Here is a 15623-nt window from a genome sequence, read left to right on the forward strand (position 1 = left end):
TGTCGAAGCGCCAATAACGGATCAGGCGGTCTTCAGCGGCCACACCTCGACCACGCCGTGGCACACCGCGCAGGGGGCCTTGGAGACCAGCGCGATGGCTTCTTCCAGGCTGGCGGCCTCGATGATGGCGAAGCCGGCGATGGGCAGCGAGGACGACAGGAACGGGCCCTCGGTGGTCTGGACGCCGGCGGCTTCGGGGTTGCGGACCTGGACGGCCTGGCCGGCGACGCCGATCAGCGCGCCATGGCGCTTCAGTTCGGCATCCTGGGCATGGGCGGCGTCGCGGAGCGGCTGGGGCGTACGCTCGTAGCCTTCGCGGTCGCCGTAGCCGATGGTGACGAAGTGGGGCATGGGAGCCTCCTTTCAAACCGATTGCAAAACGCAATCAGTCTGGAGAAGGTTCCGCCGCCTGCCTAGACCATGCCCACCGTGCGCAGACGCGCGCGCGGGTGGATCTCGTTCTGGCTCATCACGACGGTCTGGCCGCGGAAGCGCTCGATGATCGAGCGGACGTAGGGGCGAACGCCGGGGCTGGTCAGCAGGACCGGAGCCTCGCCGGCCAGGGCGGCGCGCTCGAAGCTGTCACGGACGCCACGGATGAAGTCCTGCAGGCGCGAGGGCGGCAGGGCCAGCTGCTTGTCGTCGCCGGGGCCGATCAGGGCTTCGGCGAATGCCTGCTCCCAGTCGGCCGACAGGGTGATGATGGGCAGGGCGCCGTCGTCGCCGCGATTGGCCCAGCACAGCTGGCGGGCCAGACGCGCGCGGACCTGCTCGACCAGCTGGGTGACCGAAGCGGTGTGCGGAGCGGCCTCGCCGATGCCTTCCAGGATCTGCGGCAGGTCGCGGACCGAGACGCGCTCCTTCAGCAGCGACTGCAGCACGCGCTGGACGGTGGTGGCGGTGACCGTGCCCGGGATCAGGTCGGCGACAAGCTTCTGCTGCGCCTCGGGCATCTCCTTCAGGAGCTTCTGCACCTCGGAATAGGACAGCAGGTCGGCCATGTTCTCCTTGAGGATCTCGGTCAGGTGCGTGGTCAGCACCGTGGCCGGGTCGACGACCGTGTAGCCGCGGAAGGTGGCTTCCTCGCGCAGGTCGTCGGCGATCCAGGTGGCCGGCAGGCCGAAGGCGGGCTCGCGCACGTGCTCGCCGGGCAGTTCGACCTGGCCGCCGCGCGGGTCCATGGCCATCAGGCTGCCCAGGCGCACTTCGCCGGCGCCGGCTTCCATTTCCTTGATGCGGATGGCGTAGCCCTGGTTGGCCAGGCGCATGTTGTCCAGGATCCGCACCGGCGGCATGACGAAGCCGAACTCGCCGGCCAGGGTCTTGCGCAGGGCGCGGATCTGGTCGGTCAGCTTGCGGCCGTCCAGGTCGTTGATCAGGGTCAGCAGGCCGTAGCCCAGCTCGATCTTGACGTCGTCGATGGCCAGCGAGGCGCTGATCGGCTCTTCCTCGGCCTCGGCCGGCGCGGCGTTGGCGGCCTCGAGCGCGGCGGGGTCGAGCGGCTTGGGTTTCTTGGCGTCCTGAATGCGCTTGTAGGCCAGGGCCCCGGCGCCCAGCGACAGGGCCGCGAACGGGATGATCGGCATGCCCGGGATCAGGGCGATGACGCCCGACGAGGCCGAGACCATGCCCAGGGCGACCGGGTTCATGGCCAGCTGGGTCGTCAGGGCCTTGTCGGCCGAGCCTTCGACGCCGGCCTTGGACACGACCATACCGGCGGCGATCGAGATGATCAGGGCCGGGATCTGGCTGACCAGGCCGTCGCCGATCGTCATGATCGTGTAGGACGACGCGGCTTCGCCGATCGGGATCTTGTGCTGCACGACACCGATGATGATGCCGCCGACGATGTTGATGCCGGTGATGATCAGGCCGGCGATCGCGTCGCCCTTCACGAACTTGCTGGCGCCGTCCATGGCGCCGAAGAACGTGCTTTCCTGCTCCAGCTCCTTGCGGCGCAGCTTGGCCATTTCCTGGTCGATCAGGCCCGTCGACAGGTCGGCGTCGATGGCCATCTGCTTGCCGGGCATGGCGTCCAGGGTGAAGCGGGCCGCGACTTCGGCGATCCGGCCCGAACCCTTGGTGACGACCATGAAGTTCACCACCACCAGGATGATGAAGATGATCACCCCGATGACGAAGTTGCCCTGCATCATCAGGTGACCGAAGGCCTCGATGACCGCGCCGGCCCCGCCGCTGCCTTCCTGGCCGTGGCCCAGGATCAGGCGGGTCGAGGCGACGTTCAGGCCCAGCCGGTATAGGGTCGAGACCAGCAGGACGGTCGGGAACGAGGTGAATTCCAGCGGCCGCTTGATCAGGATCGCCGTCATCAGGATCAGCACGGATCCGGTCAGCGAGATCGACAGCAGCAGGTCCAGCAGGAAGGCCGGAACCGGCAGGATCAGCAGGACGATGATGCCCACGACGCCGACCGCCAGGCCCATTTCGCCGCGCAGGATGCCGTCGACCAGCGACCTGGCGCTGGGGACGGATCTCGCGGTCGGGGCGGCGGCGTCGGCCATGCTGAACCTTGAACCGTTGATGGATAAGCTAGACCAGCGCTTGAAGCGATTTGCGGTCCGCCGCCATCTCCTTAACCAAAATTAGCCATGTTCGGCGCCGCGCGGAGTGTCGCGGGCGCCGAGCCATGTGGTCGCACCCTAGGCGGCGGCGCCAACGCCACCTTGCGGCGGCGGAACGGGGACGCCGGCGTCGCCGTATTCCTTGAGCTTGTTGCGCAGGGTGCGGATCGAGATGCCCAGGATGTTGGCCGCGTGGGTGCGGTTGCCCAGGCAGTGTTCCAGGGTGTCGATGATCAGCTTCTGTTCGACTTCAGCCACGGTAGATCCCACGAAAGTGCGCGAAACGGCGTCGGCGGCCATCTGGGCGCCGCGAGCGACCTGAGCGTCCGGCGACGGCGCCGGAGCCAGTTGTTGGCCGTCCGGCAGGCGGATGGCGAATTCCTCGATCTCCGGACCGGTCGACAGCAGCACCGCGCGGTGCATGGCGTTTTCCAGCTCGCGGACGTTGCCCGGCCAGCGGTGGGCGATCAGGCGGCGCTTGGCCTCGGCCGAGATCGGCTTTTCGGCCACGCCGTTGGCGGCCGAGTACTTCTTCACGAAGAACTCGCACAGGCTGATGACGTCGGCCGGACGCTCGCGCAGCGGCGGCAGGCGCAGGTTCACGACGTTCAGGCGGTACAGCAGGTCTTCGCGGAAGACGCCGTCCTTCACCGACTGGGCCAGGTCGCGGTTGGACGTGGCCAGGATGCGGATGTTGACCTTGACCGGCTTGGAGCCGCCGACGCGATCGATCTCGCGCTCCTGGATGGCGCGCAGCAGCTTGGCCTGCAGGCGCACGTCCATTTCGCTGATTTCGTCCAGCAGCAGGGTGCCGCCGTCGGCTTCCTCGAACTTGCCGATGCGGCGGGCCATGGCGCCGGTGAAGGCGCCCTTCTCGTGGCCGAACAGCTCGCTTTCCAGCAGGTTCTCGGGGATGGCCGCGCAGTTGACGCTGATGAACGGCGCCTTGGCACGGCGGGACTTGCCGTGGACGTAGCGGGCCATGACCTCCTTACCCGAACCGCTTTCGCCGGTGATCAGGATGGAGGCTTCGGACGGCGCGACCTGGTCGGCCAGCTTGAGGACCTGTTCCATGGCCGGGTCGCGGACGACCATCGGCTTTTCGTCGTCGGTGACGGCGGCCAGGACGGCGGCGATCAGCTCGGCGTCCGGCGGCAGCGGGATGAATTCCTTGGCGCCGGCCTTGATGGCGGCGGCCGCGCGCATAGGATCGGCGTCGACGCCGCAGGCCACCACCGGCACCCGCATCCGCTCGGCCTCGTTGGCGGCGATCAGGCTGGCGATGTCCAGCGCGTAGTCGACCATCAGGAGGTCGGCGCCCTGCCCTGCTCTCAGAGCATTGGTCGCCTGCTCCGTCGACTCGACGTGCGAGACCTTGGCGCCCGCGTTCATCGCCATTTTCACGGCGACCGAGAGCTGTCCGTTCAGTTTTCCGACGACGAGAAGCCGCATGTTCTAACTCCTTACAACCGCAGGGCCTTAGCCCTGCTGGTCGCCGTCCTTGATGATTTCCGTCATGGTCACGCCCAGGCGTTCGTCGACGACGACGACCTCGCCCCGGGCGACCAGGCGGTTGTTGACGTAGATGTCGATCGCCTCGCCGACCTTGCGGTCCAGCTCCAGGATCGAGCCCTGGCCCAGCTGCAGCAGCTGCGCCACGGACATGTGGGCGCGGCCCAGCACGGCCGAGATGTTGACCGGCACGTCAAAGACGGGCGCCAGGTCGGAAGCGGTCTTGTCGCTGAGCTCGATCGGCATTTCCGAGGCGAGCATCGCGCCTCCGAACTCGTCGAGCGGGAGATTGTCTTCGGCCATCTCAGGTCAGCTTTCTCAAGAGAACATGGGTTCAGCGTGGAGGCCTTCGGCGGCGATCGCCGCCTCCAGCGCTTCGGTGACGCGCTGGGCGGCGCCATCCGGGTCAAAGGCCGCGCGGCCGTCGCCCCAATCAAAAGTGAAGGCCGCGGGGGCCATGCCGCCATCGGCGCGGGCGACGATCTGGCCCTGGTAGCCGATCTGGGTCGCCACGTGCTCCAGCGCGTTCTGGGTGCGCTCCTCAAGCTCGGGCGAGACCCGGACGAAGATGCGCGGCTGGGCCTCGACTTCGCGGGCCAGGGCTTCCAGCGCCGCGGCGATCGGGGCCTCGGGGAAATGGTGCAGGGCCGCGTCGGCGATCTTGCGGGCGCAGGCCAGGGCCAACATGGCCGAGCCTTCGCGGTGCTCGTGCGCCACGTGGGTCAGGGCCTCGAAGGCTTCGCGCACGGCGTTGGCCACGTCGCTCAGGGCATGGGCGGCTTCCTGCTCGGCGCGGGCCACGGCCGAACGCTCGCCGTCCTGGAAGCCCTGCTGGCGCGCGGCCTCGACCTCTTCGGCCGTCCAGGTCTTCTTGACCTTCGGCGGGGTGTAGGCGACGCCGCCGCGGTCGTCGAAGACCGTGTCGAAGCCGAATTTGCGAGGGGTGTCCATCATGTCGCCATCCTCCTCAGTAGATCAGCTCGTCGTCGCCGCCGCTGCCGGCCAGCATGATTTCGCCCTTGGCGGCCAGGTCCTTGGCGACCTGCACCATGCCCACCTGCGCGGCGTCGACGTCCTTCAGGCGCACGGGGCCCATGCTCTCCATGTCCTCGCGCATGATCTTGGCGGCCCGTTCCGACATGTTCGAGAAGAACAGGTCGCGCAGCTTGTCGGAGGCGCCCTTCAGGGCCAGGGCCAGCTGTTCCTTCGGCGTGCCGCGCAGCAGGGTCTGGATGCCGCCCGGGTCCAGCTTCGAAAGGTCTTCGAAGACGAACATCAGGGCGCGGATCCGCTCGGCGGCCTCGCGGTTGCGCTCTTCCAGGGCGGCGATGAAACGGGCTTCGGTCTGGCGATCGAAGTTGTTGAAGATCTCGGCCATCATCTCGTGGCTGTCGCGCTTGGACGTGCGCGCCAGGTTCGACATGAATTCGGTGCGCAGGGTCATCTCGATCTTGTCGAGGATCTCGCGCTGCACCGGCTCCATCCGCAGCATGCGGGTGACGCATTCCAGGGCGAAGTCTTCCGGCAGGCAGGCCAGCACGCGGGCGGCGTGGTCGGACTTCACCTTGGACAGCACGACGGCGACGGTCTGCGGGTATTCGTTCTTCAGATAGTTGGCGAGCACCGCCTCGTTCACGTTGCCCAGCTTGTCCCACATGGTTCGACCCGCGGGACCGCGGATCTCTTCCATCAGGGCGTCGACCTTCTCCTGAGGCATGAACGACATCAGCAGGCGCTGGGTCTGTTCGTACGAACCCATGATCGCGCCGGTCGAGCTCATGCCCGAGACGAACTCGACCAGCAGATCTTCGACGACGCTGGCCGAGATCGTGCCGAGGCCGGCCATGGCCTGGGAGACTTCCTTGATCTCCTCGTCGTCCAGGGCTTCCCAGATCTTGGTGTGTTCTTCACCGAGCGCGAGCAGAACGATCGCGGCCTTTTCCGGCCCCGAAAGGTTCTTGATATCGGTGACGGCGGCTTTCATGGCCATCAGTTCGACTCGTGCAGCCAGTTACGCAGGATGGCGACCGACTCGTCGGGGTGCTTTTCGACGAACTCGGAAACCCGCTTGATCGACGAGGCCTTAACCTGGCCCTCGATCTTGGCGATGTCGATGCGCGAGTCCATGTCGCTGCCGCCGACGGGGCCGGCGATGGCGATCGGCTCGCCCGACTGGTCGACCACGACCTGCTGCTGAGTGCCGTCCGACAGGGTGACCAGGCGGGTCACCGGCTGGCCGGGGCCGGCCAGCGCTATCTGGGCCGGCGCGGGGGTCGACAGGTTCTTGATGAACGGACGGACCGCGAACAGCAGGATCAGCATGGCCACGACGCCCAGGATGCCCAGTTCGGCGAAGCGCATGATGTCGTTCTTGTCGAAGCCGGCCAGCAGGCCTTGCTTCTCCAGGCCCTGGTCCTCGGGCTGCGGGAACTTGATGTTGGTGACCTTGACCTGGTCGCCGCGCTGGGCGTCGAAGGCCACGGCGGTCTTCACCAGTTCTTCGATCTGGGCGATCTCCTGGGCGGTGCGCGGGGTATAGGCGCCCGGCTTGCCGTCCTTGCCCGGAGGGGCGGTGATCCCATCGATGGCCACGGCCACGGCGACCTTCTTGATCGTGCCGGGCTCCTGGACCGTCGTCTTCACGGACTTGGAGATCTCGTAGTTGGTGACGGTGCCGGTCTCGTTCGAACGCGAGCCCAGCGGTTGGAAGCCACCGGCGCCGCCCTGACCGGGAACGTTCGAGGTCGCGGTGACGCCCGAATTGTCGTCGTTCTTGGTCTCGGAGCTGCCCGCCTCGTTGGAGCTTTCCGAGCGAACGACCTGGCCGTCCGGATCGAAACGCTCTTCTTGCGTGGTGACGCGGTCCAGATTGATGTCGGCGGTGACGTTGACGCGAGCCTTGCCCGGGCCGAGCACGCCTTCGATCATGTCCTTGACGGTCTTGGCGATGCGGGCCTCGGCTTCGGTGCGGCGGTCTTCGGCTTCCTTGCCGGCCAGGGTGTCGTCCGACGGGGCCGACAGGGTCTTGCCGTGCTGGTCGATGACCGCGACCTTCTCGGCCTTCATGTTCGGGACCGACGACGAGACCAGGTTCTGGATGGCGCGGACCATTTCCGACGAAGGTTCGCGAGCGCCGACGCCGATGGTCACGGCGGCCGACGGTTGCTCGGCGTCTTCCTCGAACAGCTGGCGCTTGGGCAGCACCAGGTGGACACGGACGCTGTTGACGCCCTGCATGGCCTTGATGGTGCGTTCCAGTTCGCCCTGCAGGGCGCGTTGACGGTTCAGCTGCTGGACGAAGTCGGTCTGACCCAGCGCGTTGTTGCCGTCGAAAATTTCGTAACCGATCGAGCCGGAGCTCACCAGGCCCTTGCCGGCGACCATCAGGCGGGCGCTGGCGACCTTGTCGCGCGGCACCATGATCGTCGAGCCGTCGCCCTTGGTCTCGTACTTGATGCCGGCCTGGTCCAGCGCCTGGGTGACGGTGGAGGCCTCTTTCAGGTCCAGGTTCGAATACAGCAGTTCACTGGGCTCCTTGCCCATGAACATGACGAGGGCCACCAGGACCGCGACGACGCCGGCGCCAACGCCCAGCATCGCGGCCAGACGGCCGACGCCAAACTGCTTGATTGAACCCAGAAAGCTTTCCACGAAGCCTCACCCTTGATCCCACGGCCCTCCCGCAAGGGAGGAACCGACAAGCGAACGAGAACCGCCGGTCGGTAGGCAGGATTTACCCAGTACAAGGTAAACGAGGCGTTTATATTTGGGTCCGGAAGGGGGCGTCCGAGGCGCCAAAACGTCGCGGCCGCCCCCTTTCGGGAGCGGCCGCTGAACGTCTTCAAACCCTTTTGGCGCAAGGCCTTGGGGATTATCAGGCCGGTAGGAGGGTGGTCACATTAACGCACCCCCTACTGGGTGTTAACGGTACTGCTGGATCCGCGTGGTCCGCAGGCCCGCCAGACCGTGCCGGTCAATCGACTGCTGCCAGCTGAGGAACTCATCGTTCGTCAGCTTGTAGCGATCACAAGCCTCGTCGAGCGAGAGCAGACCCCCGCGGACGGCGGCCACGACCTCGGCTTTACGACGGATCACCCAACGCTGGGTTTCCGGCGGCGGCAAGTCGGAGAGAGTCAGAGGCGCACCGGTCGGACCGATGACGTACTTTTCACCCCGGCTGTTCGTGCGCTGCTGTTGCAACATGGCTTTACGCCTTTCCCACAACCATCACTGTTGAGGCCTCACTATAGGCGCCGCCCAATAACAGCGGCTTAATTCCAACAGTAAAAAAAGGCCTAAACCAGATGGCTCTTAAGCAGTCCGTAGTGTCTCGATGTGAAACACAAGAATTAAAGAGCGTTAATCCCTATGATCAGCGCTTAATGTTCAGAAGTTCTTCCAGCATCTGATCGGCCGTCGTGATGATCTTCGACGAGGCCGAGTAAGCACGCTGGGTAGTGATCAGACCGGTGAACTCGGTCGACAGGTCGACCGTCGAAGCTTCCAGGGTCGAAGGCGCCAGCGAACCTGCGCCGCCCGAGCCTGGAGCCTTCAGGCTGTAGGTGCCGCTTTCATTGGTGACGCGGTAAGCGTTGCCGTTGACGCCCTTCAGGCCGTTCGGGTTCGAGAAGGTGGCCACGGCGACCTGGGCGATCCGGCGGGTGACGCCGTTGTCGAAGATCGCCGAGACGTAGCCGTCCTCGTCCACTTCGATGTTGGTCAGGTTACCGAAGGCCGTACCGTTGGTGTTGACCGACTGGACGACCGATTGGCTGTTGTACTGGGTCAGGCCGCCGGCGGCGCTGGCCAGGTCGATCTGGACGTCCTGGGTGTCGATGCCCAGGCTGTCGGCCCAGATCGGCGGCTGCGGCAGCTGGGCGGCCGGCGGGGTCGGCTGGACCACCAGCGGCGTGCCCGAGGCCTGGATCGAGATCGAGGTCGGGTTGGTGCCGCCGAACAGGTTGCCCGTGTCCTTCAGCTTGCCGTCGGTGGTGAATTCGACGATGCCCGAGCTGATCAGGCCATTGCCGTTGGTCGCCAGGTCGCCCGGCTTGGCGCGCAGTTCGGCGTACCACTGGTTCGGGCCCGGGGCCTTCAGCAGCGACAGGGTGACGGTGCGCTGGCCGCCCTTGGAGTCCGACAGCGGGATCTGGATCTCGAAGTCCGGCTTGACGCCCTTGGTGTTGTCCTTGGCGTAGTCCGACATCGACCAGCTGGCGGGATCGTACAGCTTGCCGGCCTTGGCGTCGGCGTCGTCGGCCGGCGTGCCGCCGATGATGCCCAGGTCGGCCAGGTCGACCGTGTCCGTACCGTTGATGCGCACGGTCGAGGTGCTGCCGACCACCGGCGAGGCGCCCTTGTAGTCCAGGGTCGAGCTGGCGATGGCGCCCGTGGAGTCGTAGCCGACGATGCCGGTGGCGACGATGACGCCGTTTTCCTTGATGTCGACCTGGTACTCGTAGTTACCGCCGACCGGGTTGGCCTTGCCCGTCGAGCTGTAGACGACGTCGTAGTTGTGGCTGACCGGCGGGGTGGCGGTGTCCATCACGCCCGTCTTCGACGGCGAGCCGGCGGTGCCGACCTTGTACGAGACGGCGGCGGCGACGGGCTGTTCCGAGCGCAGGTTGGCGTTGACGCCGACGCGGGTGGTCTTCTCGGCGGTGCCGCCGACGGTGCCCACGTTGATCGACGACAGCTGCATCAGGTCCGACGGGTCGGGCGTGATGGCGCCGGTGACCGGATCGGCCAGCCAGCCTTGCAGGTACAGGCCGGCGTCGTTGCGCAGGTAGCCCAGGCTGTCCAGCTGGAACGAGCCGGCGCGGGTGAACGAGCGGGTGTCGGTGGCGGTCAGGCCTTCCGGCTTCTCGGTGGCGACGAAGAAGCCCGAGCCCGAGATCGACAGGTCCAGGTTCGACGTCGTCGACTGGGTCAGGCCCTGCTGGCTGATGAACTGGTGCGTCTGGGCCTTCACGCCACCGGCGCTGTAGGTCTGGTTCTTCGAGCCCGAAGTGACCAGGGTCGAGAAGTTCGAGGTCGAACGCTTGTAGCCGACGGTGTTGACGTTGGCGATGTTGTCCGAGATCGCGGCCAGGGCCGACGAATTGGCGATCAGGCCGGAGACGCCGGCGAGCATGGCGCTGTTGATGCTCATGACTGAATTCCTACTTCTGAATGGGGTTCGAAGGGTTCAGCGCTGTTTGCGTTTGGGTCCGAGGGAAGACCGTCTTCCGGGGACCGCGTCGGCGTCATTCTGACGCCCGTTCGATAGGTGAATTGCGAGAGGTGGATCAGGCGGCTTCTTTGTCCGCGCCCTTGTCTGCCTCGGGATCGTTGTCGGCGGCGGCGGCGGCAGTGATGCCGATGACGCTGTCGACGGGGATGGATTTGCCGTTGACGATGACCATCGGCTGGCCGGTCGAGTTATCGACCGCCGTGACCAGGCCTTCGGTGCGGCCCTTGATGTTGGTGGCCTTGAGGTCCTTGCCGTCGGGGCCCTTGGCGATGACGTTGATCGTGTAGACGCCGCCATCTTCCAGCTGGACGCCCGCGTCGTCCTTGCCGTCCCAGGTCAGGGAGTGGGCGCCGCTCTTCTGGTCGTCCGGCTTCAGGGTGCGGACCACCTTGCCGGCGGCGTTCTTCACTTCGACGGTCAGCGAGGTCGAGGCGCCCGGCTGGCTCCAGGTGAAGGTGGCCTTCTTGTCCTTCAGGGTCGAGTTGTCGGTCGTCGCGGTGACCTGCTTGCCGATCATGTTGACGCCTTCCGACAGGCCCGTGCCGGTGTTCATGCCGACCAGGGCGGCCAGCAGGTCGTTGGTGACCAGCTGCTGCTCGACGCCCGTCATCGACGTGATCTGCTGGGTCATCTGGGTCGTGTCGGTCGGCGACAGCGGGTCCTGGTTCTTCAGCTGCGTGGTCAGCAGCTTCAGGAACGTGTCCTCGTTGTTGGCGAGCGACGTGCGCGAGTTGTTGATCTTGTCGAGAACCGAAGCGGTGTTCTGCGAGGAGACAGCGGTGGTCATGGCTCTTCCTTAGATCCGGATGTCCAGACCGCTGTCGGCGGTCGTCTTCAGACCGGGCAGCAGTTCGGGGGTGATGAGAATGTCTTCCTCGCCGGTCAGGGCGGACTGGAACGCACGGCCCGAGAAGGCGCGCTGGCCCTGGTCGCCGAAGTCCTGGAAAGCGAGGAAGGGATTGGCGTTCTGGCCGTTGTTCTGGCTGGAGACGTCGAACGACAGGCCGTTGTCCGAGACGGTGAAGCCGGCGTCGTTCAGGGCCTGGCGCAGTTCGTTGGCCTTGCCGCGCAGCTCTTGAGCGGCGTGCAGGGTGTCGAACTTCATCGTGGCGGTCATCGAGCCGTCGCGGGCGATCTCGATGCGCACGTCGACCTTGCCCAGGTTGTCCGGGGTCAGGGTGACGTCGAAACGGGTGGCCTTGTCGCCGGCCTTCTTGATGATCTCGGCCGACAGGGCCGCGACCGTCTCGGGCGAACCGCGCACCGGCGCCGCGGCGGGCGCGCTCGAGGTGTTGCTGACCGAGGTCGGGGCGGCCGGAGCCGGCGCGGCCAGGGCGTTGGCGTCGACCTTGGCGGCGGAGGCCGAGGCCGGGGCGTCAACCGAAGCGATCGCCGCGGTGTTGGCGTCAGCGCCCTTGGCGCCGGTGTTGGTTTCGCCGCCGGCGGCGCCCGCCGCGACAGCGGTCACGGCCTGGGCGGTCTCGACGGCCACGGCGTCGGCTGCCTGGGCCTGGGCGGCCATCACGGTCGGCGCGGTCTTGGGAGCCTCGGCGGTCTTGGTCGTGGTCTTGGCGGCTTCCGGCGCGACCGTCTCGACGGCGACGGCGTCAACGGCCTCGGCGACGGCTTCCGGCGCGACGACGTCAGCGGCGGCGACCGGGGCCTCTTCGGCGACGACCTGGGCCTGGATGACCGGCGCGGCGACCGGAGCGGCCGGCGCCGGGGTCGGAGCGGCTTGCGGGGCGACGGCGACCTTGGGGGCTTCGGTCGTCTTGGCCGCGTCGGCGGTCTTGGCGTCGGCGACCTTCGGCGCGGCGGCGTCTTCGGCGACGATCGGAGCGGTGCCCTCGGTCGACAGCTGGGCCAGGGCTTCCAGGGCGGCGGCGTCGACGGCCTGACCTTCCGGCGCGGCGGCGACCGGGGCGGTCGTCGCGGCCGTCTGGGCCTGAACTTGAGCCTGGACCGGCTGGGCCTGGGCCTGGACCTGGGCCGGCTGGGCGACGGTGGTTTGAGCGGCCTGGGCGGCGACCGGCTGGGCCTGGGCGGCGTCGACGGCGGCGGTGAAGGCCACGGCCTGATCGGCGGTCACGGCCGTGGCGTCGACGACCGGCTGGGCGTCGGTGGTCGGCTCGGTCTGGACCGTTGCTTGCACGGGAGCGGTCATCGCCGCGATCAGGGTGGCGGCGGCCTGGGCGGCGGCTTGCGTCGCGTCGACCTGGCCGGCGTCCTTGTCCGAGACCTCGACCGTGGCGTCCTTGGCGTCGCCCTTGTCGCCGGCGGCGTCGGCCTTGGCGTCCTTGGGGGCGTCGGTCTTGTCCGAGGCCTTGGCGTCAGCCTTGGCGGCGGCCTTCGCGTCAGCGGCGTCCGCCTTGGCGTTGGCGGCGTCGGCCTTGGCGTCCTGAGCGTTGTCGGCGGCGCGGTCGGCGCGATCAGCCCGGTCGGCGCGGTCCGCACGATCGGCGGCGCGGGTGTCGTTCTTGGAGTCGGCGCGAGCCGGCTTGTCGGCCTTCACGTCGCGGCGGTCATCGTTGACGTCACGGCGATCGTCGCGCCGGTCGTCGCGAACGTCGTTGTCGCGATCGTCGCGGGCGTCGCTCTTGAGTTCCGCACGCGAGAAACGCGGCGCGGGAGCCGAGGCCGGCGCCGAGGCCTCGTCGTCACGGCCGGCGATCGCCAGCAGAGCGTCGAAGCCGTCGTTCGACGACTTGGCGCTCACGGCCGGGGTCGGCGTGGCGGGAAGAGCGGCGGTGGGTGCGGCGATCGCGGTCATTCGCAGTCGTTGCTCGGGCTGGGCGGCGGTCCATGACGAACACGCCTTGTTCGGCCTTCCTCTGAGCAACGGTCGGGCCAACTCGGAAAAACGCACCCAAGCGCATGATTTCCTTGAGTTTAATCCCTTGTTTACGAAGCAAAATCCCTCCCCGTGCGGCGCTTTTTGCCGAGTCCTTCGGGTCATGAAGGACGTGAGTTGCCGCGTCGGCGCGTCGCAAGGGGTCTGACCGGGCAGTTGGCGCCGTAATTGCGCATGGTCCCTTGTCGAATTTCCGACCACCGGAACTTATCGCCTTGAATTTCAATGGCTTGGCACATCAACGGGGCCTGATCCCCACCGCGACCCGGCAAGTTTCGCCGGGCAATGACGCGTCGTGCGTTGCGCGGTTTGCCGAGTTGAAGGGGGTTACCGCATGTCGCTGAATGCGATCATGAGCACGGCGACGTCCGGCATGATGGCCGCGCAGACGGGTCTGCGCGTCACGTCGGACAACATCGCCAACGTCAATACCAATGGCTATGTCCGCAAGACGGTCAGCCAGTCGAACCTGTTGTCCAACGGTATGGGCGTGGGCGTCAGCATCGACGCCATCAAGCGCGCGACCGACCGCTTCCTGCAGTCGGCCAGCCTGAACGCCGCCTCGGACAGCGGTCGCGCCTCGGTCGTCGCCAGCACCCTGGACAGCGCCCAGCAGCTGTTCGGCGACCCCAGCGGCGACACCAGCTTCTTCACGACGCTGGACGACATCTTCTCGGCCTTCTCCTCGGCCCAGGACGATCCGTCCTCGTCCCTGCTGCGCACCCAGGCCCTGACCCGCGTGGACGACTTCCTCAGCGAGTCCAGCCGCATCACCTCGTCGCTGTCCAAGCTGGGCAAGGACGCCGACACCCGCATCTCGGCCGACACCAATCGCGTCAACGACCTGCTGAGCCAGATCGACGGCCTGAACACCGACATCACCCGCGCCAAGGTGGCCGGGGCCGACGCCACCGGCGCCGAGAACGTCCAGGGCGGCCTGATCGACGAACTGGCCAAGCTGATGAACGTCCAGATCACGCCCCGCACCCTGGGCGGCGTGTATGTGCGCTCGACCGAGGGCCTGCCCCTGGCCGGCGACGGCGCGGCCAAGATCAGCTACCAGACCTCGCCGACCGCGACGGGCTATCTGACGGTGCAGCTGGCCAACGGCTCGGTGCAGCCCACCCCGCTGAACATCACCAGCGGCGAGATCAAGGGCCTGCTGGACGTGCGCAACGTCGAGCTGGTCAACCTGTCCGACCAGCTGGGCGAGTTCACCTCGCGCGCGGCGGAAGAGATCAACCGCGCGTCCAACGCCGCCTCGTCGGTGCCGGCCCCGACCAGCCTGAACGGTCGCGACACGGGCCTGGACGCCCAGGCGGCGATCACCGGCATGACCGGCAAGACGACGATCGCCCTGACCGACTCCAGCAGCGTCATCCAGCGCCGCATCGACATCGACTTCGACGCCGGCACGATGAGCGTCAACGGCGCCGCCGGCACGCCCTTCACCACCGCCAACTTCATGACCCAGCTGAACGCGGCCCTGGGCGCCCAGGGCTCGGCCGGGTTCTCCGGCGGCGCGCTGAGCATCAGCGGCGCGGGCGGCCTGGGCGTGGCCATCCAGGACGACGCCACCAACCCGGCGACCAAGGCCGGCAAGGGCTTCAGCCACTATTTCGGCCTGAACGACATCATCCGCACCAACGGCTATTCGCCGTACGAGACGGGCCTGACCGCCAGCGATCAGCACGGCTTCACCTCGGGCGCGATGACCATCCGCCTGACCGACGTCGAAGGCGGCCGCATCCGCGACATCACCGTCGCCCCGCCGCCGGGCGGCACCATGCAGGACATGCTGGACGCGCTGAACTCCCGCGCCAACGGCACGGGCCTGTACGGCGTGTTCTCGATGAACGACAAGGGCCAGATCAACTTCGCGTCGAACTCGACGACGCCGGTGACCATGTCGGTCGTGGCCGACACCACCGAACGCGGCGTCGGCGGGCCCTCGGTCAGCCAGCTGTTCGGCATCGGCCCGGCCGAGCGCAGCACCCGCGGCGAAAAGTTCTTCGTCTCCAAGGAGATGGACGCCAACCCCAAGCTGGTGCCCTTCGCCCAGCTGGACCTGACCCAGATCGTCGGCGGCAGTCCCGCCCTGGCGATCGGCGACGGCCGCGGGGCCCTGGCCCTGGCCAAGGCCGGCGACAACAGCGCCGCCTTCGCCGCCGCCGGCGACGCCTCGGCCGTCAATATGAGCGTCAACCGCTACGCCTCGGACTTCAGCGGCTCGATCGCCCGCAAGGCCGGCACCGCCGAAAGCCGCAAGGACGCCGCCAACGCGGTGTCCAGCGAAGTCGACAGCCAGCGCCAGTCGGAAGAGGGCGTGAACCTCGACGAAGAACTGATCAACCTGACCACCTACCAGCAAGCCTTCAACGCCTCGGCCCGCCTTATCCAGGCGACCAAGGACATGTTCGACGTGCTCACCGGAATCCTGGGGTAA

Annotated in this window: 13 protein-coding genes; 2 read left to right on the forward strand and 11 right to left on the reverse strand. The window is 67.2% G+C overall.

Annotation, left to right across the window (positions count from 1 at the left end):
* Positions 1–21: 21 nt before the first annotated feature.
* The 11 genes from AC07NF_RS22970 to AC07NF_RS23020 all read right to left on the reverse strand — a co-directional run bounded on the left by AC07NF_RS22970 (position 22) and on the right by AC07NF_RS23020 (position 13096).
* Complete coding sequence (locus tag AC07NF_RS22970) at positions 22–351, reverse strand: YciI family protein (RefSeq protein ID WP_492813123.1); 330 nt, start codon at positions 349–351, stop codon at positions 22–24.
* Positions 352–413: 62 nt separating this feature from the next.
* A complete protein-coding gene (gene flhA, locus AC07NF_RS22975; RefSeq protein ID WP_494632937.1) occupies positions 414–2522 on the reverse strand; it encodes a flagellar biosynthesis protein FlhA in 2109 nt (702 codons plus the stop codon).
* A gap of 138 nt (positions 2523–2660) precedes the next feature.
* Positions 2661–4034, reverse strand: a complete 1374-nt coding sequence (gene flbD / locus AC07NF_RS22980) for a sigma-54-dependent transcriptional regulator FlbD (protein ID WP_494632939.1) — start codon at positions 4032–4034, stop codon at positions 2661–2663.
* 27 nt (positions 4035–4061) lie between these two features.
* Positions 4062–4397: a flagellar motor switch protein FliN gene (gene fliN / locus AC07NF_RS22985; RefSeq protein WP_492813129.1), complete on the reverse strand. Its 336-nt coding sequence runs from the start codon at positions 4395–4397 to the stop codon at positions 4062–4064.
* A 15-nt stretch (positions 4398–4412) separates the two neighbouring features.
* The gene (locus tag AC07NF_RS22990; RefSeq protein ID WP_494632941.1) at positions 4413–5048 is read right to left on the reverse strand and encodes a FliH/SctL family protein; all 636 of its coding nucleotides are present in this window, start codon (positions 5046–5048) and stop codon (positions 4413–4415) included.
* A 13-nt stretch (positions 5049–5061) separates the two neighbouring features.
* Entirely contained in the window at positions 5062–6084 is a 1023-nt protein-coding gene (gene fliG, locus AC07NF_RS22995; protein WP_492813133.1) for a flagellar motor switch protein FliG, read from the reverse strand.
* Positions 6084–7745 (reverse strand): flagellar basal-body MS-ring/collar protein FliF, encoded by a 1662-nt coding sequence (fliF, locus tag AC07NF_RS23000; RefSeq protein WP_494632943.1) that lies wholly within the window; start codon positions 7743–7745, stop codon positions 6084–6086. The genes fliG and fliF overlap by 1 nt, the downstream gene beginning before the upstream one ends.
* Before the next feature lie 270 nt (positions 7746–8015).
* Complete coding sequence (gene sciP, locus AC07NF_RS23005) at positions 8016–8297, reverse strand: CtrA inhibitor SciP (protein WP_099580735.1); 282 nt, start codon at positions 8295–8297, stop codon at positions 8016–8018.
* 169 nt (positions 8298–8466) lie between these two features.
* On the reverse strand, positions 8467–10245 hold the full coding sequence (gene flgE / locus AC07NF_RS23010) for a flagellar hook protein FlgE (protein WP_494632945.1): 1779 nt from the start codon (positions 10243–10245) through the stop codon (positions 8467–8469).
* Positions 10246–10381: 136 nt separating this feature from the next.
* Positions 10382–11113 (reverse strand): flagellar hook assembly protein FlgD, encoded by a 732-nt coding sequence (locus AC07NF_RS23015; protein WP_494632947.1) that lies wholly within the window; start codon positions 11111–11113, stop codon positions 10382–10384.
* A 9-nt stretch (positions 11114–11122) separates the two neighbouring features.
* The gene (locus AC07NF_RS23020; protein ID WP_494632949.1) at positions 11123–13096 is read right to left on the reverse strand and encodes a flagellar hook-length control protein FliK; all 1974 of its coding nucleotides are present in this window, start codon (positions 13094–13096) and stop codon (positions 11123–11125) included.
* Between the two features lie 296 nt (positions 13097–13392).
* Here AC07NF_RS23020 and AC07NF_RS23025 point away from each other — a divergent pair, with 296 nt between their 5' ends.
* Entirely contained in the window at positions 13393–13521 is a 129-nt protein-coding gene (locus AC07NF_RS23025; protein WP_291870982.1) for a hypothetical protein, read from the forward strand.
* Positions 13512–15623 carry a flagellar hook-associated protein FlgK gene (gene flgK, locus AC07NF_RS23030; RefSeq protein ID WP_492813143.1) on the forward strand — a complete coding sequence of 704 codons (2112 nt, stop codon included), beginning with the start codon at positions 13512–13514 and terminating at the stop codon, positions 15621–15623. Before AC07NF_RS23025 ends, flgK begins: the two co-directional genes overlap by 10 nt.

Source organism: Caulobacter sp. GW821-FHT10A06 (assembly GCF_059415805.1).